The sequence below is a fragment of the Pseudomonas sp. ACN5 genome, assembly GCF_002303975.1.
GTDB lineage: Bacteria > Pseudomonadota > Gammaproteobacteria > Pseudomonadales > Pseudomonadaceae > Aquipseudomonas > Aquipseudomonas laurylsulfatiphila.
Map to the genome: position 1 here is coordinate 26,949 of NZ_MRCP01000023.1, position 23,729 is coordinate 50,677.

The window sequence follows — 23,729 nt, forward strand, 5'->3', positions numbered from 1 at the left end:
ATCGGCTGATCCGCCTCTCGCGGCAGGTGTCATGCCTTGATCGGCAGCCAGAGTTCCAGCTTGCCGGTGTTGAGCTTGGGGTTGAAGTCTTCGCTGTAACGTTCGAACTCCGGCGCCGCCAATAGCTCGTGGCCGGACTGCGGCAGCCACGTGCCATGGATGTACTGGAAGGTTTGCGGCAGGGTGTCCAGTGGCCCCTTGTGCTCGAACACCGCGTACAGCTGCGGCTGAACTTCCACCCAGCGGTAAGTTTCCGGCAAATCATCGAGCTTGCTGATCTCGACCCCGGCGATGTAATCGAAGCCGCCCTTGCCGTCGAAATTGCAGCAGACGCCGTAGGTGACTTCGCCTTTCTGGCCCGGAATATGGCCCAGATGCGGGATGAATTTCTCCCAGAGCTCGGGAATACCCTGGGTGGTTTGCTGGGTGAATGGTCCGCCCAGCCCTGCAATCAGCAGGAAGTGCCCGTGTTCGAAGCGCGGTTGCGTCAGTTCGACGCGTGCTAACTCATCCATGACTCGACTCCTGACGCATAAAAATGGGTTCGGCTGGGAGTATAGAAGCCAAACCCGATTCGCCCAGTTACAGGGCGTGCAACGGCTCGACCGCACCGGCGCCAACGAACTCGTTATAACCCGATAGGATCACGTAGACCGCGAAATAACAGAAGATCGCCGCCGATGCCATGTAGGAATAACGCAGCAACTTGTCGCCGAGCAACTTGCCGCCGTGGCTCGCGGCAAAGCACAGCCCGACACACCAGAGAATCCCCGCACAGAGAAAACCGCCGAGAAACAGCGCGGAGCTGAGGGCGCCACCGCCGCCGGAACGGGCGATCAGCGTGCCACCCACGGCGGCGAACCAGAGAATCGCACTGGGCGACGACATGGCCAGGAAGATCCCGCGAAAGAACGCCTTGCGATGGGAGTTGTGCCCCACCTCGGTCGATTGCGCCAGCACCGCTTCGTGGTGAATCGCCGAATAGATCATCTTCGCCGCGAAATACACCAGCAGCGCCGAGCCACCGATCCACAACACCCAGCGCACGGTTTCGTACTGCAGCAACACGGTCATGCCGGCCAGCGCCAGTACCGCGTAGATCAGATCGCCCACGCAGGTCCCCAGGCCCAGGGCAAAGCCCTGGAAATAGCCGCGCTGCATGGCCAGGGTGATCATCGCGATGTTGGCCACGCCGATATCCAGGCACAGCGAAAGGCTCAGCAAGAAGCCGCTGGTAAATTCCATCGAACCCTATCCTTCGGAAAAATTTGTTTACTTTGAGGCTGGACAGTCTGCCACAGCTGCCCTTACATTCCGCCACAGGTCACCGCAGTGACCAGCGTCGCTCGGACGGTTCCGGGCGCTTACGTTATCCGAGGCAACAATGGCCGAACAAGGTTCGCCGCGCCGCTTTGCGCGCATCGATCGACTCCCCCCTTACGTTTTCAACATCACCGCCGAGCTGAAGATGGCCGCCCGTCGTCGTGGCGAAGACATCATCGACTTGAGCATGGGCAACCCCGACGGCGCCACGCCGCCGCACATCGTCGAAAAACTCGTCACGGTGGCCCAGCGCGAAGACACCCACGGCTACTCCACCTCCAAGGGCATTCCGCGCCTGCGCCGGGCGATTTCCAACTGGTACAAGGACCGCTACGAGGTCGACATCGACCCGGAAAGCGAAGCCATCGTCACCATCGGCTCCAAGGAAGGCCTGGCACACCTGATGCTGGCCACCCTGGATCAGGGCGACACCGTGCTGGTGCCCAACCCGAGCTACCCGATTCACATCTACGGTGCCGTGATTGCCGGCGCCCAGGTACGGTCGGTGCCGCTGGTGCCGGGCGTGGATTTCTTCGCGGAGCTGGAGCGGGCCATTCGCGGTTCGATCCCGAAACCGAAGATGATGATCCTCGGTTTCCCGTCCAACCCGACCGCCCAGTGCGTGGAGCTGGACTTCTTCGAGCGCGTCATCGCCCTCGCCAAACAGTACGACGTGCTGGTGGTGCACGACCTGGCCTACGCCGACATCGTCTACGACGGCTGGAAAGCCCCGTCGATCATGCAGGTGCCGGGGGCCAAGGACATTGCGGTGGAGTTCTTCACCTTGTCCAAGAGCTACAACATGGCCGGCTGGCGCATCGGCTTCATGGTCGGCAACCCGGAACTGGTCAACGCCCTGGCGCGAATCAAGAGCTACCACGACTACGGCACCTTCACCCCGCTGCAAGTGGCGGCGATTGCTGCCCTGGAAGGCGATCAGCAATGCGTGCGCGACATCGCCGAGCAGTATCGGCAGCGCCGCAACGTACTGGTCAAGGGCCTGCATGAACTGGGCTGGATGGTGGAAAACCCGAAAGCGTCGATGTACGTCTGGGCCAAAATCCCTGAGGCTTACGCGCACCTGGGTTCGCTGGAGTTCGCCAAGAAACTGCTGGCCGAGGCCAAGGTGTGTGTCTCGCCGGGCGTCGGGTTTGGCGAGTACGGCGATGATCACGTGCGCTTCGCGCTGATCGAAAACCAGGACCGGATTCGCCAGGCCGTACGCGGGATTCGCGGGATGTTTCGCGCGGATGGGTTGGCCCCGAAAACCAACTGATAACACATGACCTTGTGGGAGCGGGCTTGCTCGCGAATGCGGTGTACCAAACAACATCTTGGTTGACTGACACTCCCCCTTCGCGAGCAAGCCCGCTCCCACATTTGAATTGTATTCAGCCATAAAATCGAGCACCCACAAAAAAACCGCATCGCTGCGGTTTTTTTGTGTCTGCCGAATCGCTTAGACGAACAGCGACAACAACAGGATAAAGCCCAGGCCCACCACCGACAGGATGGTTTCCATCGCGGTCCAGGTCTTGAAGGTTTCGGCCACGGTCATGTTGAAGTACTGCTTCACCAGCCAGAAACCGGCGTCATTCACGTGGGACAGGATCAGGGAACCGGCACCGGTGGCCAGCACCAGCAGCTCACGGTTCACGCCCGGAATCATCCCCACCACCGGCACCACGATGCCCGCGCCAGTGATGGTCGCCACAGTCGCCGAACCGGTGGCGATACGAATCACCGCCGCCACCAGCCAGGCCAGCAGGATCGGCGAAATCTGTGCGTTCACCGCCATGTGGCCGATCACGTCACCCACACCGCTGGTCACCAGCATCTGCTTGAAGCCGCCACCTGCACCGATGATCAGGATGATCGCGGCGGTCGGCGCGAGGCTCGCATCGAGCCACTTCATCATCTGGCTGGAACCGATGCCCTGCTTGTAGCCGAAGGTATACAGCGACAGCAGCAAGGCCAGCAGCAGCGCCGAGATCGGGTGACCGATCAGGTCCATGAAGGCGCGGAAGATGTTGCCATCGGGCAGCACCACGTCGGCAAAGGTCTTGAGCAGCATCAGGAACACCGGCAGCAGCACGGTCACCAGCGTGATGCCGAAGCTTGGCAGATCGGCAGAATCCGATTCGCGGGCCAGTTGATCCACCAGCTCCTGGTTCGGATGACCAGGGATGTGCTTGGCAATGAACGTACCGAAGATCGGGCCGGCGATGATGGCGGTTGGCAGCGCAACGATCAGGCCGTACAGAATGGTCTTGCCGATGTCAGCACCGAACACACCGATGGCCAGCAGCGGCCCCGGGTGCGGCGGCACCAGGCCGTGTACCGCGGACAGACCCGCCAGCAGCGGGATACCGATCTTGATGATCGACACGCCAGTGCGGCGAGCGACGATGAACACCAGCGGGATCAGCAGCACGAAGCCGATTTCGAAGAACAGCGGAATACCGACCAGGAACGCCGCGAACATCATCGCCCACTGCACCTTGTCCTTGCCGAAGGCGCGGATCAACGTCTGTGCAATCTGATCCGCACCGCCCGATTCGGCCATCATCTTGCCGAGCATCGTGCCCAGCGCGAGGATGATGCCGACAAAACCAAGCACGCCACCGAAGCCGTCCTGGAACGCCTTGATGATGGTGCCGATCGGCATGCCGGAGGTCAGCCCGAGGAAGGCTGCGGCGATGATCAGGGCAAGGAAGGGGTGCAATTTGAACTTGGTGATCAGGACGATAAGCCCGATCACCGTGACCACTGCATCGAGCAGCAGGAACGTCTCGTGGGACATGCCAAACATTAGGGGTGTCTCCTGGTTGTTGTTGTTATTAAAGCGGGTTAGTCAGAAGCCGCGAGGACAGCGCTGTCTTTGCAAGCACAGTCATACCGCCTGCTTCAGGCCGTTCGTCTGCCACCAGGCATGAGCCTGCGCAGCCAGTTGCTCGACGCTATGGGTCGAAGCATCCAGCGCCAGGGTCAGCGGCTCGCCGACGGGCGATTCGAGGGTGGCGAACTGGCTGTCGATCAGGGTCGACGGCATGAAGTGGCCCGGCCGATGGGACACGCGGTCGGCGGCCACCTCGGGGGTCAACTCAAGGAACACGAAGCCCAGGCCCGGCAAGGCGCTGCGCAGACGTTCGCGATAGATGTGTTTGAGCGCCGAACAGGTCAGCACCGGGCGCTCACCCTTGGCGTCGACACGGCGCAGTTCATCGCACAGGCTGTCGAGCCAGCCGGCGCGGTCTTCATCGTTCAGGGGGATCCCCGCGCTCATCTTTTCGATATTGGCGGCAGGGTGGAAAGAGTCGCCTTCAATGGCCGTGGCGCCGCTCAGTTGGCACAGGGCCTCGCTGACGCACGTCTTGCCGCAACCGGCAACGCCCATGATGACCAGGGCGGTGATGGGATGGTTCATGTAACACCTCAGCGCGCAGACAGCGCTACCTTTGCCAGTTATGACACTAGACCAAAAGCAGAAGTTGCCGACGCCTTTCTTGTCATTTTAAGGGTTGCAGCAGGTTAGGTCCCAACACCAAAAAGCGAGGATCAGGCGAACCCTCGCTCACGCATTTGCAGCTGCATCGAGACAGCGCTACCTTAGTGCCTTGAATTTTGTTTGGCAAGCCGTCGATGAACACAACCAAGAACGATAAAAATACCCGCACCACTGGCCGCCCTACCCTGAACGAAGTTGCCCGACTGGCCGGCGTCAGCCCGATCACCGCCTCCCGCGCCCTGCGTGGCGTCAGCACCGTGGCCACCGAACTGGTGGAAAAAGTGCAGAAAGCGGCGCTGGAACTCAACTATGTCGTCAACCCTGCCGCCCGCGCCCTGGCCTCGGCCCAGAGCCATTCAGTCGTGGTGCTGGTGCCTTCATTATCCAATTTGCTGTTCATCGATACCCTGGAAGCCATTCATCAGGTTTTGCGCCCCAAGGGCTTCGAAGTGCTGATCGGCAACTTCCACTACTCACGCGATGAAGAAGAAAACCTGCTGCGCAACTACATGGCCTATCAGCCACGCGGCTTGCTGCTGACCGGGTTCGACCGCACCGAAAGCTCGCGGCGGATGATCGAAGCCAGCAACATTCCCTGCGTGTACATGATGGAGCTGGACAGCGCCGCCGGGCTTAATTGCGTGGGTTTCTCGCAACTGGCGGCCGGCGAAACGGCGGCCGAACACTTGCTGTCTCGCGGTCGCAAGCGCCTGGCCTACATCGGCGCGCAGCTGGACCAGCGCACCTTGCTGCGCGGCGAAGGTTTCCGCAAAGCCCTGCAAAAGGCCGGCTTGTACGACCCGGCGCTGGAAGTGCTGACGCCCCGTCCGTCTTCGGTCGGCCTGGGTGGCGAATTGTTCTTGCAGATGATCGCCAGCCGCCCGGATGTCGATGCGATCTTCTTCGGCAACGACGACCTGGCCCAGGGCGCGCTGCTCGAAGCGATGCGACACGGGATCAAGATCCCCGAGCAAGTGGCGATCCTCGGCTTCAACGACCTGCCCATGTCCGAACACATGGTCCCGCGCCTGAGCAGCATCAACACCCCCCGCGAGGCCATCGGCCGCCGCGCGGCTGAGCAGATGCTGACACTGATGGCCGGCAACACCGTGGCCAGGCCGGTGCAGGACATGGGGTTTGAGTTGAAGGTGCGGGAAAGCACGTAGGCGCGACACAACCGCAGTGAAGTGAGGGTTTGTGGCGAGGGAGCTTGCTCCCGTTCGGCGGCGCAGCCGTCGCAATGCGGATAAAACGCATCCGTTCATATTGGGAGCGCTTCGCACTCCAACGGGAGCAAGCTCCCTCGCCACAGGTTCGGCGATCAATCCTGCGGATCGAGGTTATCCAGCACGCGATTCACCGCCAGTTCCGCCAGCATGATGATCTGTGCGATCGCCAGCGCCGTGTTGCGATGGCTGCCTTCCAGAAACGCAGCAAAGTCATTGGTCATCACACTCGCCGAGGCCAGTGACTCGCAGGCGTGCGCCAACAGCGTTTCGTTATTGATGCCAGGCGAGATGGAGAACATCGGGCTGGGATTGCGTGGGGGGTTGGGCGTGGGTTTGAACATGGCAATACTCCTAGAGTGATGGAGCTGCCACGATTCGCTGCTAGACGAAAATAAGGTGGCAGCCGTGCGCGGGCTAGCAGACCAGGACTCTAGAACCCGGTAGACCCGAAGGTCTTCCCACGCACAGCCGCCATAACGTGAGCTGGCGGGCAGATCACGATGGGTGGACGTCATGCGTCTAAAGTATCCAGGCTGCTAGACCCGGTCGCTGAATTTGCAGCGACACGGAACGATAGAGTCCGGATACCAGGCGCACAAGTCGGCGGATTCTGGCGTAGTTGTAGGCAAGGGTGCAAGAAAGCGTAACCTGCACAACTCATCTGAAGCCGCTCTCCTACAGCGCCTTCCTACATACCACCACCTACAATTGCCTGTACGTCATTCTCGCTGGAGCAGAACATGGAACATGTACTGAAGATTCTCGGCAAAGCGTCGTCCATCAACGTCAGAAAAGTCCTGTGGACCTGCGAGGAACTGGGCATCACCTACGAACGCGAGGACTGGGGCAGCGGTTTTGCCTCTACCCACAGCCCCGAGTTCCTCCGGTTCAATCCCAACGCGCAGGTGCCGGTGATCATCGATGAAGCCGGAGTGTTATGGGAGTCCAATACCATCTGCCGCTACCTGGTGGGCAAACACCATCACCATCATGCCGAGCTACTGCCTGCCGAACCGGCCGCCCGCGCTCGGGTGGAGCAGTGGATGGATTGGCAAGCCACCGAGCTCAATCCGTCCTGGAGATACCCGTTCATGGCACTGGTGCGCAAAGACCCGGAGTTCCAGGACCCGCATAGCCTCGAGGTCGGCATTCGCGGCTGGAACCAGAAAATGGGCATCCTCGAACATCAACTCGCAACCACCAAGGCCTATGTCGCCGGACCGCGGTTTACCCTGGCCGACATCGTCATCGGCCTGTCCGTCAACCGCTGGCTGATGACCCCGATCGAGCGCCCGGATTACCCCGCCGTCGATGAGTATTTCAAACGCCTGGCGCAGCATCCCGGCTTCCTGAAGCATTGCTGCAACGGCTTGCCTTGAACGGCCGCAGGTTGCCGATCTTACGCGTGTGACCTGGATGAACGCGGCGCACTGGAGTCCATCGCCAGCAAGCTGGCTCCTACAATTGCGGTCCCCTGTAGGAGCGAGCTTGCTCGCGATGGTCGTTAACGATAACGCGTGTGACCTGGATAAACGCGGCGCACTGGAGTCCATCGCCAGCAAGCTGGCTCCTACAATTTTGCGGCCCCCTGTAGGAGCGAGCTTGCTCGCGATGGTCGTTAACGATAACGCGTGTGACCTGGATAAACGCGGCGCACTGGAGTCCATCGCCAGCAAGCTGGCTCCTACAATTTTGCGGCCCCCTGTAGGAGCGAGCTTGCTCGCGATGGTCGGTAACGATAACGCGTGTGACCTGGATAAACGCGGCGCGCTTGAGTCCATCGCCAGCAAGCTGGCTCCTACAATTTTGCGGCCCCCTGTAGGAGCGAGCTTGCTCGCGATGGTCGTTAACGATAACGCGTGTGACCTGGATGAACGCGGCGCACTGGAGTCCATCGCCAGCAAGCTGGCTCCTACAATTGCGGTCCCCTGTAGGAGCGAGCTTGCTCGCGATGGTCGTTAACGATAACGCGTGTGACCTGGATAAACGCGGCGCACTGGAGTCCATCGCCAGCAAGCTGGCTCCTACAATTTTGCGGCCCCCTGTAGGAGCGAGCTTGCTCGCGATGGTCGGTAACGATAACGCGTGTGACCTGGATAAACGCGGCGCGCTTGAGTCCATCGCCAGCAAGCTGGCTCCTACAATTTTGCGGCCCCCTGTAGGAGCGAGCTTGCTCGCGATGGTCGTTAACGATAACGCGTGTGACCTGGATGAACGCGGCGCACTGGAGTCCATCGCCAGCAAGCTGGCTCCTACAATTGCGGTCCCCTGTAGGAGCGAGCTTGCTCGCGATGGTCGTTAACGATAACGCGTGTGACCTGGATAAACGCGGCGCACTGGAGTCCATCGCCAGCAAGCTGGCTCCTACAGTTGTAGTTACCGCGACTAGTTCAGTTGCAACGTCGAGTTGAACTGACTGATCGCATCCACCACATGCCGTGAGCCCTGCTGGATTTCCAGGATCACCTCCCCCGCCTCGTGCGCCAGTTCCACGCCCAGGCCGGTTCGGCTCAGGCTCGATTGCATGCTCGACACGGCGCTGAGCGACAAGTCGTGGTTCTTGCGCACCACCTCGACGATCTCCAGCGTCGCCTGGCTGGTACGCGCCGCGAGGCTGCGCACCTCATCGGCCACTACCGCAAACCCGCGCCCGTGCTCACCGGCCCGCGCCGCTTCAATCGCCGCGTTCAGTGCCAGCAGGTTGGTCTGATCGGCAATGCCGCGGATGGTCTGCACGATGGTGCCGATGATGTCGGACTGTTTGCTCACGGCATCGATACTCAGTGCCGCTTCGTTCAGGTCGCGGGAAATGTCCTGGATGATCTGCACCGTCTGCTGCACCACTTCGGAGCCCTTGCGCGCGCAGACGTCGTTTTGCACCGAGGTGCTGTGGGCCGATTCGGCGGCGGTTTGCAGGGTGGTCATCTGGGCAGTGATGTCGCTGGCAAACTTGACCACTTTGTACAAACGCCCCTTGGCGTCGAACAACGGGTTGTAGGACGCTTCGAGGAATACCGTCTGACCTTGCTTGTTCCTGCGCTCGAAACGGTGGGAGTGATATTCGCCGCGGTTGAGCGAAGCCCAGAAATTTCGGTAACCCTGGGACTCGGCTTCGGCACGGTGGCAGAACAGGCTGTGATGCTGCCCCACCACTTCGTTGAGCGAGTACTGCATGGTTTTCAGGAAGTTGTCGTTGGCGCTGATGACCTTGCCTTCGGGCGTGAATTCGATCACGGCCATGGAGCGGCCGATCGCGGCGAGTCGGCTTTCGTTTTCGTGTTCCTTGTTGATCCGCGCGGTGATGTCGGTAGCGACCTTGATCACGCTCTTGACCTGCCGGTCGGGGCCCAGCACCGGCAGGTAGCTGGCTTCGAGCCAGATTTCACGGCCGCTTTTGTGCAAGCGCAAAAAGGTCCCGCTCAGCGGCTCGCCCCGCGCCAGGTCGCGCCACAGTCTGGTGTAGTCGTCGCTGCGGTAGTACTGCTCTTCACAAAAGATCCGGTGATGCTTGCCGCGCACGTCTTCGGCGCTGTAACCCATGGCACTGCAAAAATTTTCGTTGGCATCGATGATGATGCCGTCCGGGGTGAATTCAATCATCGCCATCGAACGACTGACCGCCGCCAGCTTGGCGTTGGCCTCGGTCAGCGCACAGCTGAAGCGTTCGATTTCCAGCAGGTCAGCCTTGTGATGTAGGTTGAACATTGTTGTATCACCTTGCGCGCATTTTTTTGATTGATGAAAGTTGCAGGTCTTTCACATCCACCACTACGTTCCGTGGAACAGGCACACGCATCCCTCCAAAAAGAAGGACTAGTCAGGTGATAAACGATGATCAATCGGAGGGTCCTTACAGCGACACGCTCATCAAGACATCCTTCTCTTGATAGCCCGCATGCGGGCCAGCCCTAACAGATTCGAATCAAATTCCATTTAGCGGACAGCTCCCTGTCATCAAGTGTCGGTGCCTTTGATTGCGCACTCTGACGGCCAGTCGACCGCCCCATCACGGTCGACATAACCAATTACAGCTGATCATAGACAGCAAGCTTGGGCTTGCAAGGCCACTAGTCGGCCAGCATTGAGGACAAAAACGGTTCAGCGGCTTGTCAGGGGGGATCAGCGACCGGCGATGAAAGCGGCATTGACCACTCAATTGGCGTAAGACTTGAGAACATTCGCGAGCAAGCCCGCTCCCACAGGGGATCGTTGTTGACCACAGGATTTGTGGACACAACAGACCCAATGTGGGAGCGGGCTTGCTCGCGAAGACGGCAGTTCAGGCACCGCAGAAACTTCAGACAGTACTACAAGCTCGCACTCACCTTGCTAGCCACCTCCCCCGGCACCCAGCCCTTCCACACCTGCGGCTGCTCACGCAAAAACGCTTCGGCGACTTCGCGGGGTTTCTGGCGTTTTTCACTCATCTGGCCCAGGGTCTGATTCAACAGATCTATCGGCAGGTCGACCTTTTCGAAGAACGTCACCAGGTCCGGGTATTGCGCCTTGAACGGTGCCGACACGCCGATGGCCAGGCTCGCCGGCATCGAGCGCGTGCCTTTGGGGTTCGGGTTGTTGGCGTCGGCCAGGGTTTTCCAGGCTTCGGCGTCGAACGGCGGTTCGTCGAGCTTCACCAGTTTGAATCGCCCCAACAGCGGTGTCGGCGACCAGTAGTAGAACAGCACCGGTTTGCCACGGCGGATCGACGACGCCACTTCTGCGTCCAGCGCTGCGCCGGAACCGGTGCGGAAGTTGACGTAGCTGGCGGTCAGGTCATAAGCCTTGAGTTTCTGGCTGTTGACGATTTCCGAGGTCCAGCCGGTGGGGCTGTTGAGGAAGCGTCCACGACTCGGGTCTTCAGGGTCGCGGAATACATCCTTGTACTTCGCCAGGTCGGCAACGGACTTCAGCTCCGGGGCCAAGGGCTTGATGCCGCGCTCGGGATCGCCCTTGATCACGTACTCCGGCACCCACCAACCTTCGGTGGCGCCTTTGACCGTATCGCCGAGGCCGAAGACCTTGCCCTCGGCGGCGGCCTTGACCCAGGCAGGGCTGCGTCCGGCCCACTCTTCACCGATGACCTGAATATCGTTTTTGGCCAGCGCCGCTTCCAGGCTGACGGTGCTGCCCGGCAGCGTGTCGGTCGGGTAGCCGTAACCTTTCTCAACGATCAGGCGCAGGATTTCGGTGATCAGGCTGCCGCTTTCCCAAGTGATGTCGCCAAAATGGATAGGCGCCGCTTTTTCCGTGGCCGATGCCGGGTGGGACAACAGGCTCAGGGCCAGCAGCGAACTGCCGAGCAGGGTTTTGATCGATCTCATGCGGACCTCTTGTTCTGGAGTGGGCGGTTCAGGGATTGGTTGGCGCTGTGCCGGTCGCACAGGGCCTGGGAACGGGTCATGTAGTCGCTGACCGAACGCAGGGAGATGCCCAGCGCAGCGGCAATTTGCGGATAGGTCAGGCCGTCGATCCGCGACAGCAGGAAGGTCGAGCGCACTTTGCCAGGCAGCCGCTGAAGGCTGCGCTCCACATGGGTCAGGGTTTGGGACAGTTGAGCCAGCTCCTCTGGTGATTCGGCGTGGATCGGCTCGGCCTGTTGCAGTTGCTGAAGGTATTGGCGCTCCAGATCACCTCGACGCCAGCGCTGATAGAGCAGGCGCCGGGCGATGGTGGTGAGCAAGGCACGGGGTTCACGGATGGCCGTCAGGCCAGGCGCCTGGAGCAGCTGCAGGAAGGTTTCGCAGGCAATGTCTTCGACAGCGGCGGCATCGTTCAGGGACTGACGCAGGCGTGTGCAGAGCCAGTGGTAGTGGGCGCGGAACAGTCCGTCCACGTGTTTGCGGTGAAGAATATCGGCGCCGGACATAGGGGCTCCTGGGTTAGGGGTCGCTGAATGTCCGGTGGTCCGGTGAGGCGAATCCTAGCAAGGAGCCTTATTCATTAATAATACTTAAAACTTATTTTTATATTCATTTATGGAATTTAAGATTTCTTGCGCCTTACCATCCGTCATCGCGGGCAAGCCCGCTCCCACAGGTACTCCGAAACCCTGTGGGAGCGGGCTTGCCCGCGAAAAATGGACCTGTCGACTCGACATTTGCGCCCTATCGCAAATCTCCATATCCCAGCATCTCGGCCTCACGCTGATAATCGAGCACAACCTGATAATCGCTTTCAGTGGCGGGCAGCACCTGCAGCAAACCGAGGATTTCGGCAACGTCAGGCAACTCGCGCAACGCCTGATTCATCGCCTGCAACAACGTTTCAGCCTGCTCATCGCTGACCGTTGCGGCAGTAATGAACGGTAACGCAGGACTTAGCGCACTGCGGTCAATCACGCGCAAACCGGTCACTTCCTCCTCGGCGTATCGGGCCAGACAGGCAAATGTCACGCTGTCGATGGCCGCCAGATCGGCAAGGTCCTCGCGCAACCAGCGCAGGCTTTCGCGATGACTGCCGCTGATGCCGAGCTCGGCAAAAAAACGCCCGTCACGCTGCAACGGCGCCAACCGGTGGCGCAGTAGATTCATGCCGCTGTTGGAGTCATGGCCATTGATCACGCCTCGACTGCCGCGAAAATCCGCCAGGGTCTGTCGCGGATCATCGACCCGTCCCAGGATCAGACTGCAGTGATTGCCGCCGCGGCTGTCCGGCAGCTCGTAACGCGGTCGCCCCAGCACCCGGACCTTGCCGCGCAAGGCCGTCATCAGCGGATAGCCGCAGGTTTGGGTGAGCAGCAAATGCGGCGACAACCACATCTCCATCAGTGACAGGCCTGCAGCATCGCCGCGGGTTTCGCCCAGGTGCTCGAGGATTCGCGCCAGCCAGCGTTCGTTGGCCTGGTGGATGGGTTCGGGGGCGGTGTACATCAGCAGTTCGGCGATGTGTTGGGTCATCATCGTATCTCCATACCACGAAGTTCCCTGTGGGAGCGGGCTTGCTCGCGAAGGCGTCGTCTCTGCCAACATCGATGCTGAATGACACACCGCATTCGCGAGCAAGCCCGCTCCCACAGGGTTTGGAGGTGATCTACGCATCAGTAAAACGGATGCCTCGGGCTGTCGATGGCCTTTACGCCGTATTCACGCCACAGCTGCCCATAACCCCGCACCAAAAACCCGCCGCTACGCGCCAGCCATTGCTCGCGGCGGGCCCAATAGGCGCGGGGCAGGTCGTACCAGGGCAACCCCGGCAACTCATGGTGCACCAGATGGAAATTGAGGTTCAGGAACAACCAACGCCACGGCCACGCCGCTTCATTGAGCACGGTACGTTGCTCCGGCGCCGCGTGAGGTCGATGTTCATAGTAGGAGCGAATCATGGCGATCGACAGCGCTGGCACACTGATCGGGAACAGGTAATGCCACACCGGCAACACGCTGTAGCGCGCGATGAACAGCAGCATCAACAGAGTCAATGCGCCATGGCTGAGCCACATCAACCAGGCCTGGCGCTCGCCGCTTTTCAGGCGTTGCAGTTCTTCCCGGGCCAGCGTCATCAAGGCGATTGGCGCACCGAGCAGAAAGCGCCCGAGCACGGTTTTGTTCAACCAGTGCAGGCCTTGTTCGAACAACGAACTGCCCTGCCACTGCTCGGCATTCAGGTAACGGCTTTCCGGATCGCGACCGGGGATGGTCAGGTCTTCATCGCGGTGATGCAGCAAATGGCTGTCGCGATACAAGGTGTAGGGATACCAGACGGCAAACGGTGCGTAGCCAAGGGTTTTGTTCAACAGCGGCCAGCGGGTCGGATGACCGTGCAGCAGTTCGTGCTGCACCGACAGCCACACCACCACCACGGGAATCAGCAACAACGTGCTCAACCACAAGCCCAATGAATCACTGGCCAGAACAAGGGTGAACCACGCGCTGTACACGCCAATCAACAGCAACCAGGTCGGCCACTCGGTGCGGGCGGTGAGGCGTTGGCGCAGGGTTTCGATTTCTTCTCGGTGGGCTGCATCGAAATAATGAGGCATGGCATTGCTCGGATCGGGGACCAATCCTCTTCTGTGCAACGACGCCCGGATTTCTTGCAGATTATTTGCAATGTGATCGCTCCCGCATTGCGCGGGAGCGATCGGTCAGCGCAGGCTCAATGCCCGAACACATTGACCTTTTTGGCTTTCTTGTCGGCGCGCTTTTCGATAGCGGTTTTCGCCGGCTTTTTCTTGTCTGCTTTCTTTGAATCCATACCTTTGGACATGATGCGTACTCCACTCGTGGGGATGTGAGATCAGGTATACACCTATCCCGGCGCGCGCGTTCTTTTATAATCGCCGCTTTGCCCACCGACAGTCCGAGACCATGCCCGACACCCAGTACGCCCTGCTCGACGAGCCGTTATGGCCATTGATGAACAAGTTCTATCGCGCTCACCAATCGTCAATGAAAGCCGTGCGCGACGCGCAGCTCTGGGTGGCCCGGCGTGACGGGATTGTGGCCGCACTGTGTTTGCGCCCGGTGTCCGGCGGGCATTGGCTGACCGGGTTGTTTGTCGATCCACAGTGCCGGGAACAAGGAATAGCCGCCGGGTTGATTGCAGCCGCGGTGAAGGATTGTGAATTGCCGGTGTGGTTGTTCTGCCATCCGGACTTGCGCGGATTTTATGAGCGACGCGGGTTTACGTTCGATCCGCCGATGCCTTATGCGATGGTTGAACGGTTGAGCCGGTATGCGCGCAGCAAGCCGATGATTGCGATGGGGTTGGCGCCTTCTCAAGCCTGACGAAGATCGAATGTGGGAGCGGGCTTGCTCGCGAAGGCGGTGGGTCAGTCAATTCAGTTGTTGAATATCAAGCCGTCTTCGCGAGCAAGCCCGCTCCCACATCGGTTTTGTGGTGGATCTGGATTAATCGTCGGCGTTGGGATCCAGGTCCGGGAACATCACTTCGGTGAAGCCGAACTTGCTGAAGTCGGTGATGCGCGAGGGGTACAGGCGGCCGATCAGGTGATCGCACTCATGCTGCACCACCCGTGCGTGGAACCCCGAAGCAACGCGCACAATGGGCTCGCCCTTGGGATCGACACCTTCGTAGCGAATCTGCTGGTAACGCTGCACCGCGCCACGCAGGCCGGGCACGGACAAACAACCTTCGAAGCCCTCTTCCATGATCGGACTGAGCGGCGTGATCAAGGGGTTGATCAGGATCGTCTGCGGCACGGCTTCGGCATCCGGATAACGTTCGCTGTGCTCGAAACCGAAGATCACCAGTTGCAGGTCGACGCCGATCTGCGGCGCCGCCAGGCCAACGCCGCCCACACTCTCCATGGTCTGGAACATGTCATCGATCAGTTGCCACAGCTCGGGGCTGTCGAACATCTCGGCCGGTACTGGCGGGGCAATGCGCAGCAGGCGCTCGTCGCCCATTTTCAGGATTTCACGAATCATGATCAGGTTTCATCGATGGTCGGTTTGATAGAGTGATCGCGGCCCAGGCCCGAGACGTGGTGTTTTTCCTCATGGACGGGACCATGCTCGCCAGCCACTTTTTCCCCAGGGTCCTTGCCCTCTCGCGACATGTGTTCGATCACCGCGTTCATCTCCGCGCCCAGCAGCAGCACCGCGGCGGAAATGTAGAAGTACAGCAACAGCACGATGATCGCACCGATACTGCCATACATGGCGTTGTAGTTGGCGAACTCCTTGACGTACAAACCGAATCCCAGGGAGGCAATGATCCACACCACCACCGCCAGCACCGAGCCCGGTGTGATGAAGCGGAATTCCTGTTTGACGTCGGGCATGACGTAGTAGATCAGCGCCACCGCGACCATCAGCAGAATCACGATCACCGGCCAGCGCGCGATAGTCCAGAGCGTGACGATAAAGTACTCAAGGCCGACTTGCGCAGCGATCCAGCCCATCACCTGCGGCCCGAGCACCATCAGTGCGGCAGCGATCAGCAGCATGCCGGCAATGCCGACGGTGTAGATGATCGACAACGGAAAGCGTTTCCACAGCGGGCGCCCTTCAACCACGTCGTAGGCCGCGTTCATCGCGCTCATCATCAGCCGCACACCGGCGGAGGCGGTATACAGCGCAATCACGATACCCACCGAAAGCAAACCACCCTTGGACTGCTGAAGCTGGTCGATCACCGGGTTGACCTGTTCCAGCGCCTGGGGCGGCAGCACCAGCTCCGATTGCAGGCGCAGCCAGGAGAAGAAGTCCGGCAGGTGCAGGAAGCCGATCAGGGCAATCAGGAACAGGATGAACGGAAACAGCGAAAACAGCATTTGATAGGCCAGCGCCGAGGCATAGGTCGACATCTCGTCGGCGATGAACTCGGTGACCGTGCGCATCATCACACGGTGCAGAGGCAGGCCTCTCATGTCCGGAAAAATCATTCGCGTCTCCATTCGCCGCATACGGAATTGGGTTGAAGTCGTGGCGACTCAGGGGCCGTTTTCTACATCAAATCAGCCTGTTTCGCGACTTTGAAACATTTTCCTCCCTCAAGTTCAGGCTGACACAAAAACGGCCATCTGAGGATGGCCGCTTCATAACTTTATTAAAGGCCGGATCACGCCTTGTCGATGCCTTTTTTCAGTGCATCCTTGGCTTTACCAACCGCCTGCTGGGCTTCGCCTTTCTTTTCCTGCATCACGCCTTCGGCGCGCAATTTGTCGTTACCGGTGGCCTTGCCCACCCCCTGCTTGACGTTGCCGGCGGCTTCATTGGCCATGCCTTTGACTTTATCGCTTGTGCTGCCCATGGTGACTCTCCTGTGAACAGTTCAATGGGAAGAAAAGTCGTTACACAAGGTTGACCGGGGGCTTTTGCAGGGAGTTTCATTTATTTTCATCACGACATTTCATCGTTCAGTGCAGGTTGCGCTTTATGTTTGCGGGCCAACCCCCGAGAATGCGCAACACGTTCAGGCCATGGCGCTGAAGATCCAATCCCGTAGGAATGTTATGAAACTCGATAAAAAGCAGGCCATTGCCCGCAGAAACCAGGAACTCGGCGGTGCTGTGCTTGGCGTCAACAACTGCCACTTCGCCGAATTGAACCGTAATCGCAACATCTGGTGGTTCGACCTCCCGGTGACGCGCCTGGCAATCGGTCAGTACGAGTGGATCCACCTGCTGATGCACACGCCGGCCACCGACGAGCTGTTGCACCTGAAAGTGCCGACCGTGTTCCTGCGCGAGAAACTCGAAGGGCTGGTGGTGCGCAATGAAGGCAAGCGCAAGGCTGCATTGAGCCTGGAACTGAGCGCCGACAAGGACTCCTTCCTGCAAGACATGCGCCCGGCGGGCACCAACGTCAACTTCGCGCCGTTTCGCCAATAATTCACAGAACTTTGTGGCGAGGGGGCTTGCCCCCGTTGGGCTGCAAAGCGGCCCCAAAACCTGCAACTGAGATTTGTCAGACACACCGAGTTGATCTGATTTGCGACGGCTGCGCCGCCGAACGGGGGCAAGCCCCCTCGCCACAAAAGCCCCCTGCCCCCAAGATTGGCCTCAACAAAAAGCCCCGCATCTGCGGGGCTTTTTGTCGATTACGCGGTGGCTTTCTTCGCGTTGATCTTCTTCAGCTCTTCATCGCGCAATTCACGACGCAGGATCTTGCCGACGTTGGTGGTCGGCAGTGCATCGCGGAACTCCACGGAGCGCGGGACCTTGTAGCCGGTGACGTTGGCGCGCATGTGCTCCATCACCTGCTCCTTGGTCAGGGTCACGCCTGGCTTGGCGACGATGAAAATCTTGATCGCTTCGCCCGATTTCTCGTCCGGCACACCGATGGCCGCGCATTGCAGCACGCCCGGCAGGGTCGCCAGCACGTCTTCGAGCTCGTTCGGGTACACGTTGAAACCGGACACCAGGATCATGTCTTTCTTGCGATCGACAATGCGCATGTAGCCATCAGGCTGGATCAGCGCGATGTCACCGGTCTTCAACCAGCCTTCGCTGTCGAGGATTTCATCGGTGGCTTCCTGGCGCTGCCAGTAACCCTTCATGACCTGCGGCCCCTTAACGCACAGTTCACCGATTTCGCCCATCGGTTGTTCGACACCGGCATCGTTGATGATTTTGCACAGGGTCGACGGCACCGGAATGCCGATGGTACCGATCTGGATGTTCTGGATCGGGTTGACCGTGGCCACCGGGCTGGTTTCGGTCATGCCGTAGCCTTCGCAGATGGCGCAACCGGTGACCGCCTTCCAGCGTTCGGCTGCGGCCAGTTGCAGGGCCATGCCGCCCGACAAGGTGACTTTCAGCGCGGAGAAGTCCAGTTTGCGGAAGCCTTCGTTGTTGCACAGGGCCACGAACAATGTGTTCAAACCAACGAAGCCGCTGAACTTCCACTTCGACAGTTCCTTGACCATCGCCGGCAGGTCACGCGGGTTACTGATCAGGATGTTGTGGTTGCCGATCAGCATCATCGCCATGCAGTGAAAAGTGAACGCATAGATGTGGTACAGCGGCAGCGGCGTGATCAGGATCTCGCAACCTTCATTGAGGTTCGAACCCATCAGCGCCTTGCACTGCAGCATGTTCGCCACCAGGTTGCGGTGGGTCAGCATCGCGCCCTTGGCCACGCCGGTGGTGCCGCCGGTGTATTGCAGCACCGCGACATCGCTGCTGGCCGGATTGGCTTCGGCCACTGGCTGGCCCTGGCCTTTGCTCAGCACGTCGTTGAACTTGATGGCTTTTGGCAAGTGATAGGCCGGCACCATCTTCTTCACGTACTTGATGACGCTGTTGATCAGCAGGCGCTTGAGCGGCGGCAGCAGGTCGGCGACTTCGGTGACGATCACGTGCTTGACGCCAGTTTTCGGCACCACGGCTTCAGCCAGGTGCGCCATGTTGGCGAGGCAGACCAGAGCCTTGGCACCGGAGTCGTTGAATTGGTGTTCCATCTCCCGCGCGGTGTACAGCGGGTTGGTGTTGACCACGATCAGCCCGGCGCGGATGGCGCCGAAGACGGCAACCGGGTACTGCAACACGTTGGGCAGTTGCACGGCGATTCGATCGCCAGGCTGCAAATCGGTATGCTGTTGCAGATAAGCGGCAAACGCACCGGACAATTCGTACAGTTCACCGTAGGTGAGTGTCTTGCCCAGGTTGCTGAATGCCGGCTTGTTGGCGAAGCGTTGGCAGGATTGCTTCAACACTGCCTGAATATTCGGATACTCGTCTGGATTGATCTCAGCAGCAATCCCAGCTGGGTACTTATCCTTCCAAAAGTCTTCGATCATGGAAGCCCACTCCTCAGCAACGCGAATTCAGCACCGCATTTGATGCGATTATTATTGGTGTTTGGTCATTGGTGAATCTGGCTGATAGAAGGCCGAGAAGTCACAAAGCGCGCCGAGAGTAGCAGCTTTGCCAAGGGTCGACTAGAGCCAAAAGCGGCCTCTACGGTCACATTTGTGACTCAAGACTAGTGATTGGTCATTTTAGAGCAAAAATTCTATACTTCCCTGAAAGCCCCGAAAATCGGGGCTTCCGCGCTAAAACTGTAGGAGCGAGCTTGCTCGCGAAAAACGTCCGGACGACGCGATCATACAAACAGGGCGCGTTATCGTTGACGTCCATCGCGAGCAAGCTCGCTCCTACAGGGATCGGCCATTCACCGATCAGGCGATATCACGCAACTCCCGCCGCAGGATCTTGCCCACCGGCGTCATCGGCAGCGACTCACGCAGCACGATGTGCTTCGGTACTTTATACGCCGTGAAGTTCTCCTTGCAGTACGCCTTCAGCTCTTCAAGGCTGACGCCCGCTTCACGGGCCACCACGAACAGCTTCACCGCCTCCCCCGACCGTTCGTCAGGCACACCGATGACCGCACAGTTGGCGACGTTCGGGTGAGCCATCACCACGTCTTCGATTTCGTTCGGGTACACGTTGAAACCCGAGACAATGATCATGTCCTTCTTGCGGTCAACGATGCGCACGAAACCGTCCGGGTCGATCACCGCAATGTCACCGGACTTGAACCAGCCCTCGGCATCCAGCACTTCGGCCGTGGCTTCAGGTTTCTGCCAGTAGCCCTTCATGATCTGCGGGCCCTTGATGCACAACTCGCCGCGCTCACCCAAAGGTTGTTCGACGCCGTCATCGCTGATGACTTTCAGCGTGGTGCCCGGCACCGGCAGGCCGACCGTGCCGATCCGGGACTGCTCGCCATAGGGGTTGGTACACGCCACCGGCGAGGTTTCGGTCAGGCCGTAACCTTCGGTGATGCGGCAACCGGTCAGTTGTTCCCAGCGCTCGGCCGTAGCCTTGACCAGCGCAGTGCCACCGGAGTTGGTGAGCTTGAGGCTGGAGAAGTCCAGGGTCTTGAAATCCGGGTGATCCATCAGCGCAACGAACAGTGTGTTGAGCCCCAGCAGCGCCGAGAACCGCCAGTTCTTCAGTTCCTTGATGAAGCCGGCAATGTCCCGTGGATTGGTGATCAGCACGTTGTGGTTGCCCGTCACCATCATGCACATGCAGTTCGCCGTGAAGGCATAGATGTGGTACAGCGGCAGCGGCGCGATCATCACCTCCTGGCCTTCACGCAGCAGCGGCTGACCGTCGCTGGCCGACTGGCTGAGGCAGGCCCGTGCCTGCTGCATGTTCGCCACCAGGTTGCCGTGGGTCAGCATCGCACCCTTGGCCAGGCCGGTGGTGCCACCGGTGTATTGCAGCACGGCGATGTCGTCGAGGCCGACCTTCAGCGGCTTGATGCCCAGGCCACGGCCCATGCGCAATGCGCTCTTGAAAGAGACGGCCTGGGGCAAGGAATAGTCCGGGACCATCTTCTTGACCTTGCTCACCACAGTGTTGACCAGCCAACCCTTGGCGGTGGGCATCAGGTCACCCATCTTCGCTTCGATCAGGTACTGGATGTCGGTGTCGGGGAGCACTTCCTGGACTTTCTGGCCGAACATGTTCAGGTACACCAGCGCCCGGGCACCGGAATCCTTGAACTGGTGACGCATTTCCCGCGCGGTGTACAACGGGTTGGTGTTGACCACGATCAACCCGGCGCGCAAGGCGCCGAACACGGCAATGGGGTAATGCAGGACGTTGGGCATCTGCACCGCGATGCGGTCACCCGGCACCAGGTCGGTGTGGGCTTGCAGGTAGCCGGCGAAGGCAGCGCTCTGGCGTTCCAGTTCGGCGTAGGTCAGGGTCACGCCCATGTTGCTGAACGCAGGGCGGTCAGCAAACTTCTTGCAGGAACGCTCGAACACCTCGATCACCGACTTGTAGGTTCCCAGATCGATATCCAGGGGTACGCCGGCCGGGCGTTTGTCATTCCAGAAATCAGGTTGCATTGTTCTTGTCCTCTTTACCTGAATCTATCCGGGGCCGCTTTTCTGTCATTTCTCCCTGATCCCTCAAAGGCTGAAAGCGAAAAGCGGAGCTTCACGGACACTAGCAGCTATGGCGATTCAGGCAAATATGCGCAACGCCGTCATTGACCGTGTGAATCTTCCAGCCTTGCTGTGGGCTGATCAGACGCATGCAACGGGATGCGCTATACAATGCAACGACTCAGTGCAAAGGAACCGCCATGATCCATGACACTTTCTGGCTGACCACGAGCGATCACAGCCGCCTCTTCGTCAACCAGTGGCTACCCGACGGCAGCCTCAAGGCAATGATTCTGCTGGCCCATGGCATGGCCGAACACAGCGGCCGTTATGGAGCCCTTGCGGAAAAACTCTGTGATCAGGGCTACGGCGTGTGTGCACCGGACCTGCGTGGACATGGCAAAACTGCCGAAAACGGGACCCTGGGGCATTTCGCCGATGACGATGGCTGGTGCAAGGTCGTCAGCGACCTGGCGTGCCTCAACCAGCACATCGGCCAGCAGCACCCAGGCATACCGATCGTGCTGCTCGGTCACAGCATGGGCAGTTACATCGCCCAGGCCTATCTGCTGCACCACAGTGCCAGCCTGCACGGGGCCATCCTCAGCGGGTCGAACTTCCAGCCCGTGGCGCTTTATCGCGCGGCACGGCAAATCGCCCGTTTCGAACGCCTGCGCCAGGGCGGCAAAGGACGCAGCGCATTGATCGAATGGCTGTCGTTCGGTTCGTTCAACAAAAAATTCAAACCGGCACGCACGCCGTTCGACTGGCTCAGCCGTGATCCGGCGCAGGTCGACCTGTACGTCAACGACCCGCTCTGCGGTTTCCGCTGCACCAATCAATTGTGGATCGATTTGCTCGGTGGCTTGCAGCAAATCAGCAAAGCGTCCAATCTCGCCCAGATCGACCCGGGCCTGCCGCTGCTGGTGATTGGCGGTGAATGTGATCCGGTGAGCGAAGGCAAACGTCTCAAGGATCTGGCCGACGCGTTGCGGGCGGCCGGCAGCCAGCACCTGCAACTGACCGTTTACCCGCTGGCCCGGCACGAACTGTTCAACGAGAGCAACCGCGATGAAATCGTCGCCGATGTGCTGAACTGGATCGCCCAGGCCTTGAGCACCCCTCGGCCGCACCGAGCCGAATAGTTTTTTTGTGAATTTTTTAATTCGTCACAGGAATTGAGACAGATGACCCAGGTTACCAACACCCCTTACGAAGCCCTCGAAGTGGGCCAGACCGCCAGCTTCAGCAAGACGGTCGAAGAGCGTGACATCCAGTTGTTCGCCGCGATGTCCGGCGATCACAACCCGGTGCACCTGGATGCCGAATACGCCGCCAGCACCATGTTCAAGGAGCGCATCGCCCACGGCATGTTCAGCGGTGCGTTGATCAGCGCGGCGGTCGCCTGCGAATTGCCTGGGCCGGGGACCATCTATATCGGCCAGACAATGAGCTTTCAGAAACCGGTGAAGATCGGCGACACCCTGACCGTACGCCTGGAAATTCTGGAAAAGCTGCCGAAGTTTCGCGTACGCATTGCCACTCGTGTGTTCAATCAGCGTGATGAACTGGTGGTGGATGGCGAAGCGGAAATCCTCGCGCCACGCAAGCAACAGAGCGTGACACTGACGGAACTGCCGGCGATCAGCATCGGCTGATTGACCAGTTAAAAAACAATGTGGGAGCGAGCTTGCTCGCGATAGCGCCAGATCAGTCAACATCAATGTTGAATGTCAGGCCCTCATCGCGAGCAAGCTCGCTCCCACAGTGGTTTCGGCCAGGCTTACGAACGCGCACGTGCCTGGTTACGCAGGGCCTTGACCTGATCGTGATTGCGTTGCGCACCATGGTACTGGCGCTCAACCAGGTCACGAATGCCCACCAGGTTGTGCTTGTTGATTTTCTCCATGGCATCCCGATAAGCCTTCAACGCATGGTCTTCACCGCGTTCGGCTTCATTGAGCACGGCCTCCTCGCCTTTGCCGGTGAACATCGACTTCACGTCGACCCAGCGACGGTGCAGGTCACCGCTGACGCTGGTGGAAGTTTCCGGATCGCCACCCATCGAACGCACCGCGGACTGCAACTCAGCAGCAGCCGTCGCACAATCGGTCGAACGCTTGATAAACAGGGTTTTGAGTTCGGGGTGCTTGATGTCTTCAGCGCAAGTCTTGAACCCGGCCTGACCGTCCTTGCTGGTTTCAATCAGGTCATTGAGTACAGAAATCGCTTCTTTATTCATGTCAGTCATTTTTCAATTCCTTCGGTTGATGAACGATGCAATGAGTACTGCACCCTGCATGCCAGCTCGGAATCGCTTAACTAATCGTTATTTTTCAAACAGTTATCTGTTA

General features: G+C 59.5%; 23 protein-coding genes and 2 pseudogenes. 8 read left to right on the forward strand and 17 right to left on the reverse strand.

What is annotated here, in order from left to right; all coding sequences use genetic code 11:
• Positions 1-29: 29 nt before the first annotated feature.
• Together BSF40_RS29000 and BSF40_RS29005 are read right to left on the reverse strand one after the other, a co-directional pair.
• Entirely contained in the window at positions 30-515 is a 486-nt protein-coding gene (locus BSF40_RS29000; RefSeq protein ID WP_095967911.1) for a GyrI-like domain-containing protein, read from the reverse strand.
• Positions 516-582: 67 nt separating this feature from the next.
• Entirely contained in the window at positions 583-1,245 is a 663-nt protein-coding gene (locus BSF40_RS29005; protein ID WP_095967912.1) for a LysE family translocator, read from the reverse strand.
• Positions 1,246-1,384: 139 nt separating this feature from the next.
• Between BSF40_RS29005 and alaC the strand changes: the two genes are divergently transcribed.
• Complete coding sequence (gene alaC, locus BSF40_RS29010) at positions 1,385-2,599, forward strand: alanine transaminase (protein WP_095967913.1); 1,215 nt, start codon at positions 1,385-1,387, stop codon at positions 2,597-2,599.
• A gap of 183 nt (positions 2,600-2,782) precedes the next feature.
• Here alaC and BSF40_RS29015 read toward each other — a convergent pair whose 3' ends face one another.
• Positions 2,783-4,135, reverse strand: coding sequence for a GntP family permease (locus tag BSF40_RS29015; RefSeq protein ID WP_015096544.1), 1,353 nt, complete (start codon positions 4,133-4,135; stop codon positions 2,783-2,785).
• Positions 4,136-4,216: 81 nt separating this feature from the next.
• The gene (locus BSF40_RS29020) at positions 4,217-4,750 is read right to left on the reverse strand and encodes a gluconokinase (protein WP_095967914.1); all 534 of its coding nucleotides are present in this window, start codon (positions 4,748-4,750) and stop codon (positions 4,217-4,219) included.
• A gap of 215 nt (positions 4,751-4,965) precedes the next feature.
• Between BSF40_RS29020 and BSF40_RS29025 the strand changes: the two genes are divergently transcribed.
• Positions 4,966-5,997 carry a LacI family DNA-binding transcriptional regulator gene (locus BSF40_RS29025; RefSeq protein WP_095967915.1) on the forward strand — a complete coding sequence of 344 codons (1,032 nt, stop codon included), beginning with the start codon at positions 4,966-4,968 and terminating at the stop codon, positions 5,995-5,997.
• A 155-nt stretch (positions 5,998-6,152) separates the two neighbouring features.
• Here the strand turns inward: BSF40_RS29025 and BSF40_RS29030 are convergent, their stop codons facing one another.
• Complete coding sequence (locus tag BSF40_RS29030; RefSeq protein ID WP_057713571.1) at positions 6,153-6,401, reverse strand: DUF6124 family protein; 249 nt, start codon at positions 6,399-6,401, stop codon at positions 6,153-6,155.
• Between the two features lie 399 nt (positions 6,402-6,800).
• Between BSF40_RS29030 and BSF40_RS29035 the strand changes: the two genes are divergently transcribed.
• Positions 6,801-7,439 carry a glutathione S-transferase family protein gene (locus BSF40_RS29035; RefSeq protein ID WP_095967916.1) on the forward strand — a complete coding sequence of 213 codons (639 nt, stop codon included), beginning with the start codon at positions 6,801-6,803 and terminating at the stop codon, positions 7,437-7,439.
• 1,006 nt (positions 7,440-8,445) lie between these two features.
• On the opposite strand, the gene BSF40_RS33640 is transcribed toward BSF40_RS29035, so the two are convergent.
• From BSF40_RS33640 to BSF40_RS29065, 5 genes and pseudogenes are all read right to left on the reverse strand, one after another.
• A complete protein-coding gene (locus BSF40_RS33640) occupies positions 8,446-8,985 on the reverse strand; it encodes a methyl-accepting chemotaxis protein (RefSeq protein ID WP_225923774.1) in 540 nt (179 codons plus the stop codon).
• Between the two features lie 6 nt (positions 8,986-8,991).
• A pseudogene (locus tag BSF40_RS33645) lies at positions 8,992-9,765 on the reverse strand (PAS domain-containing protein); the annotation flags it as partial.
• 602 nt (positions 9,766-10,367) lie between these two features.
• Positions 10,368-11,381, reverse strand: a complete 1,014-nt coding sequence (locus BSF40_RS29055; protein WP_007974473.1) for an ABC transporter substrate-binding protein — start codon at positions 11,379-11,381, stop codon at positions 10,368-10,370.
• Positions 11,378-11,926: a sigma-70 family RNA polymerase sigma factor gene (locus BSF40_RS29060; protein WP_095967920.1), complete on the reverse strand. Its 549-nt coding sequence runs from the start codon at positions 11,924-11,926 to the stop codon at positions 11,378-11,380. The genes BSF40_RS29055 and BSF40_RS29060 overlap by 4 nt, the downstream gene beginning before the upstream one ends.
• 238 nt (positions 11,927-12,164) lie before the next feature.
• Positions 12,165-12,956: a phosphate/phosphite/phosphonate ABC transporter substrate-binding protein gene (locus BSF40_RS29065; protein WP_095967950.1), complete on the reverse strand. Its 792-nt coding sequence runs from the start codon at positions 12,954-12,956 to the stop codon at positions 12,165-12,167.
• A 29-nt stretch (positions 12,957-12,985) separates the two neighbouring features.
• Between BSF40_RS29065 and BSF40_RS33285 the strand changes: the two are divergent.
• Positions 12,986-13,075, forward strand: a pseudogene (locus tag BSF40_RS33285) (metal ABC transporter ATP-binding protein); the annotation flags it as partial.
• A gap of 21 nt (positions 13,076-13,096) precedes the next feature.
• On the opposite strand, the gene BSF40_RS29075 reads toward BSF40_RS33285, so the two are convergent.
• Positions 13,097-14,038 carry a fatty acid desaturase gene (locus BSF40_RS29075; protein ID WP_095967921.1) on the reverse strand — a complete coding sequence of 314 codons (942 nt, stop codon included), beginning with the start codon at positions 14,036-14,038 and terminating at the stop codon, positions 13,097-13,099.
• 328 nt (positions 14,039-14,366) lie between these two features.
• Between BSF40_RS29075 and BSF40_RS29080 the strand changes: the two genes are divergently transcribed.
• Complete coding sequence (locus BSF40_RS29080) at positions 14,367-14,786, forward strand: GNAT family N-acetyltransferase (RefSeq protein ID WP_095967922.1); 420 nt, start codon at positions 14,367-14,369, stop codon at positions 14,784-14,786.
• Positions 14,787-14,909: 123 nt separating this feature from the next.
• Here BSF40_RS29080 and def read toward each other — a convergent pair whose 3' ends face one another.
• The 3 genes from def to BSF40_RS29095 all read right to left on the reverse strand — a co-directional run bounded on the left by def (position 14,910) and on the right by BSF40_RS29095 (position 16,776).
• Positions 14,910-15,449, reverse strand: a complete 540-nt coding sequence (def, locus tag BSF40_RS29085; RefSeq protein WP_015096556.1) for a peptide deformylase — start codon at positions 15,447-15,449, stop codon at positions 14,910-14,912.
• A 2-nt stretch (positions 15,450-15,451) separates the two neighbouring features.
• The gene (locus BSF40_RS29090) at positions 15,452-16,408 is read right to left on the reverse strand and encodes a YihY/virulence factor BrkB family protein (protein ID WP_095967923.1); all 957 of its coding nucleotides are present in this window, start codon (positions 16,406-16,408) and stop codon (positions 15,452-15,454) included.
• Positions 16,409-16,584: 176 nt separating this feature from the next.
• Entirely contained in the window at positions 16,585-16,776 is a 192-nt protein-coding gene (locus tag BSF40_RS29095; RefSeq protein WP_095967924.1) for a CsbD family protein, read from the reverse strand.
• A 202-nt stretch (positions 16,777-16,978) separates the two neighbouring features.
• Between BSF40_RS29095 and BSF40_RS29100 the strand changes: the two genes are divergently transcribed.
• The gene (locus tag BSF40_RS29100) at positions 16,979-17,356 is read left to right on the forward strand and encodes a hypothetical protein (protein ID WP_008054262.1); all 378 of its coding nucleotides are present in this window, start codon (positions 16,979-16,981) and stop codon (positions 17,354-17,356) included.
• 209 nt (positions 17,357-17,565) lie between these two features.
• Here the strand turns inward: BSF40_RS29100 and fadD1 are convergent, their stop codons facing one another.
• Together fadD1 and fadD2 are read right to left on the reverse strand one after the other, a co-directional pair.
• Positions 17,566-19,266 (reverse strand): long-chain-fatty-acid--CoA ligase FadD1, encoded by a 1,701-nt coding sequence (fadD1, locus tag BSF40_RS29105; RefSeq protein ID WP_095967925.1) that lies wholly within the window; start codon positions 19,264-19,266, stop codon positions 17,566-17,568.
• 381 nt (positions 19,267-19,647) lie between these two features.
• Positions 19,648-21,336: a long-chain-fatty-acid--CoA ligase FadD2 gene (gene fadD2, locus BSF40_RS29110; protein ID WP_095967926.1), complete on the reverse strand. Its 1,689-nt coding sequence runs from the start codon at positions 21,334-21,336 to the stop codon at positions 19,648-19,650.
• A 239-nt stretch (positions 21,337-21,575) separates the two neighbouring features.
• Between fadD2 and BSF40_RS29115 the strand changes: the two genes are divergently transcribed.
• On the forward strand, positions 21,576-22,520 hold the full coding sequence (locus BSF40_RS29115) for an alpha/beta hydrolase (RefSeq protein WP_095967927.1): 945 nt from the start codon (positions 21,576-21,578) through the stop codon (positions 22,518-22,520).
• Between the two features lie 42 nt (positions 22,521-22,562).
• A complete protein-coding gene (locus tag BSF40_RS29120; protein ID WP_095967928.1) occupies positions 22,563-23,033 on the forward strand; it encodes a MaoC family dehydratase in 471 nt (156 codons plus the stop codon).
• Between the two features lie 125 nt (positions 23,034-23,158).
• On the opposite strand, the gene BSF40_RS29125 is transcribed toward BSF40_RS29120, so the two are convergent.
• Positions 23,159-23,626, reverse strand: a complete 468-nt coding sequence (locus BSF40_RS29125; RefSeq protein WP_095967929.1) for a PA2169 family four-helix-bundle protein — start codon at positions 23,624-23,626, stop codon at positions 23,159-23,161.
• Positions 23,627-23,729 lie beyond the last annotated feature (103 nt).

What these genes read in the sequence shown, in the direction of transcription:
- alaC (WP_095967913.1), top strand. Translation starts at nt 1,385, where the DNA reads ATGGCCGAACAAGGTTCGCCGCGCCGCTTTGCGCGCATCGATCGACTC.
- BSF40_RS29100 (WP_008054262.1), top strand. Translation starts at nt 16,979, where the DNA reads ATGAAACTCGATAAAAAGCAGGCCATTGCCCGCAGAAACCAGGAACTC.
- BSF40_RS29015 (WP_015096544.1), bottom strand. Translation starts at nt 4,135, where the DNA reads ATGTTTGGCATGTCCCACGAGACGTTCCTGCTGCTCGATGCAGTGGTC.
- BSF40_RS29115 (WP_095967927.1), top strand. Translation starts at nt 21,576, where the DNA reads ATGATCCATGACACTTTCTGGCTGACCACGAGCGATCACAGCCGCCTC.
- BSF40_RS29035 (WP_095967916.1), top strand. Translation starts at nt 6,801, where the DNA reads ATGGAACATGTACTGAAGATTCTCGGCAAAGCGTCGTCCATCAACGTC.
- BSF40_RS29005 (WP_095967912.1), bottom strand. Translation starts at nt 1,245, where the DNA reads ATGGAATTTACCAGCGGCTTCTTGCTGAGCCTTTCGCTGTGCCTGGAT.
- def (WP_015096556.1), bottom strand. Translation starts at nt 15,449, where the DNA reads ATGATTCGTGAAATCCTGAAAATGGGCGACGAGCGCCTGCTGCGCATT.
- BSF40_RS29025 (WP_095967915.1), top strand. Translation starts at nt 4,966, where the DNA reads ATGAACACAACCAAGAACGATAAAAATACCCGCACCACTGGCCGCCCT.
- fadD1 (WP_095967925.1), bottom strand. Translation starts at nt 19,266, where the DNA reads ATGATCGAAGACTTTTGGAAGGATAAGTACCCAGCTGGGATTGCTGCT.
- BSF40_RS29090 (WP_095967923.1), bottom strand. Translation starts at nt 16,408, where the DNA reads ATGATTTTTCCGGACATGAGAGGCCTGCCTCTGCACCGTGTGATGATG.
- fadD2 (WP_095967926.1), bottom strand. Translation starts at nt 21,336, where the DNA reads ATGCAACCTGATTTCTGGAATGACAAACGCCCGGCCGGCGTACCCCTG.
- BSF40_RS29075 (WP_095967921.1), bottom strand. Translation starts at nt 14,038, where the DNA reads ATGCCTCATTATTTCGATGCAGCCCACCGAGAAGAAATCGAAACCCTG.
- BSF40_RS33640 (WP_225923774.1), bottom strand. Translation starts at nt 8,985, where the DNA reads ATGACCACCCTGCAAACCGCCGCCGAATCGGCCCACAGCACCTCGGTG.
- BSF40_RS29065 (WP_095967950.1), bottom strand. Translation starts at nt 12,956, where the DNA reads ATGACCCAACACATCGCCGAACTGCTGATGTACACCGCCCCCGAACCC.
- BSF40_RS29120 (WP_095967928.1), top strand. Translation starts at nt 22,563, where the DNA reads ATGACCCAGGTTACCAACACCCCTTACGAAGCCCTCGAAGTGGGCCAG.
- BSF40_RS29055 (WP_007974473.1), bottom strand. Translation starts at nt 11,381, where the DNA reads ATGAGATCGATCAAAACCCTGCTCGGCAGTTCGCTGCTGGCCCTGAGC.
- BSF40_RS29060 (WP_095967920.1), bottom strand. Translation starts at nt 11,926, where the DNA reads ATGTCCGGCGCCGATATTCTTCACCGCAAACACGTGGACGGACTGTTC.
- BSF40_RS29000 (WP_095967911.1), bottom strand. Translation starts at nt 515, where the DNA reads ATGGATGAGTTAGCACGCGTCGAACTGACGCAACCGCGCTTCGAACAC.
- BSF40_RS29020 (WP_095967914.1), bottom strand. Translation starts at nt 4,750, where the DNA reads ATGAACCATCCCATCACCGCCCTGGTCATCATGGGCGTTGCCGGTTGC.
- BSF40_RS29030 (WP_057713571.1), bottom strand. Translation starts at nt 6,401, where the DNA reads ATGTTCAAACCCACGCCCAACCCCCCACGCAATCCCAGCCCGATGTTC.
- BSF40_RS29080 (WP_095967922.1), top strand. Translation starts at nt 14,367, where the DNA reads ATGCCCGACACCCAGTACGCCCTGCTCGACGAGCCGTTATGGCCATTG.
- BSF40_RS29125 (WP_095967929.1), bottom strand. Translation starts at nt 23,626, where the DNA reads ATGACTGACATGAATAAAGAAGCGATTTCTGTACTCAATGACCTGATT.
- BSF40_RS29095 (WP_095967924.1), bottom strand. Translation starts at nt 16,776, where the DNA reads ATGGGCAGCACAAGCGATAAAGTCAAAGGCATGGCCAATGAAGCCGCC.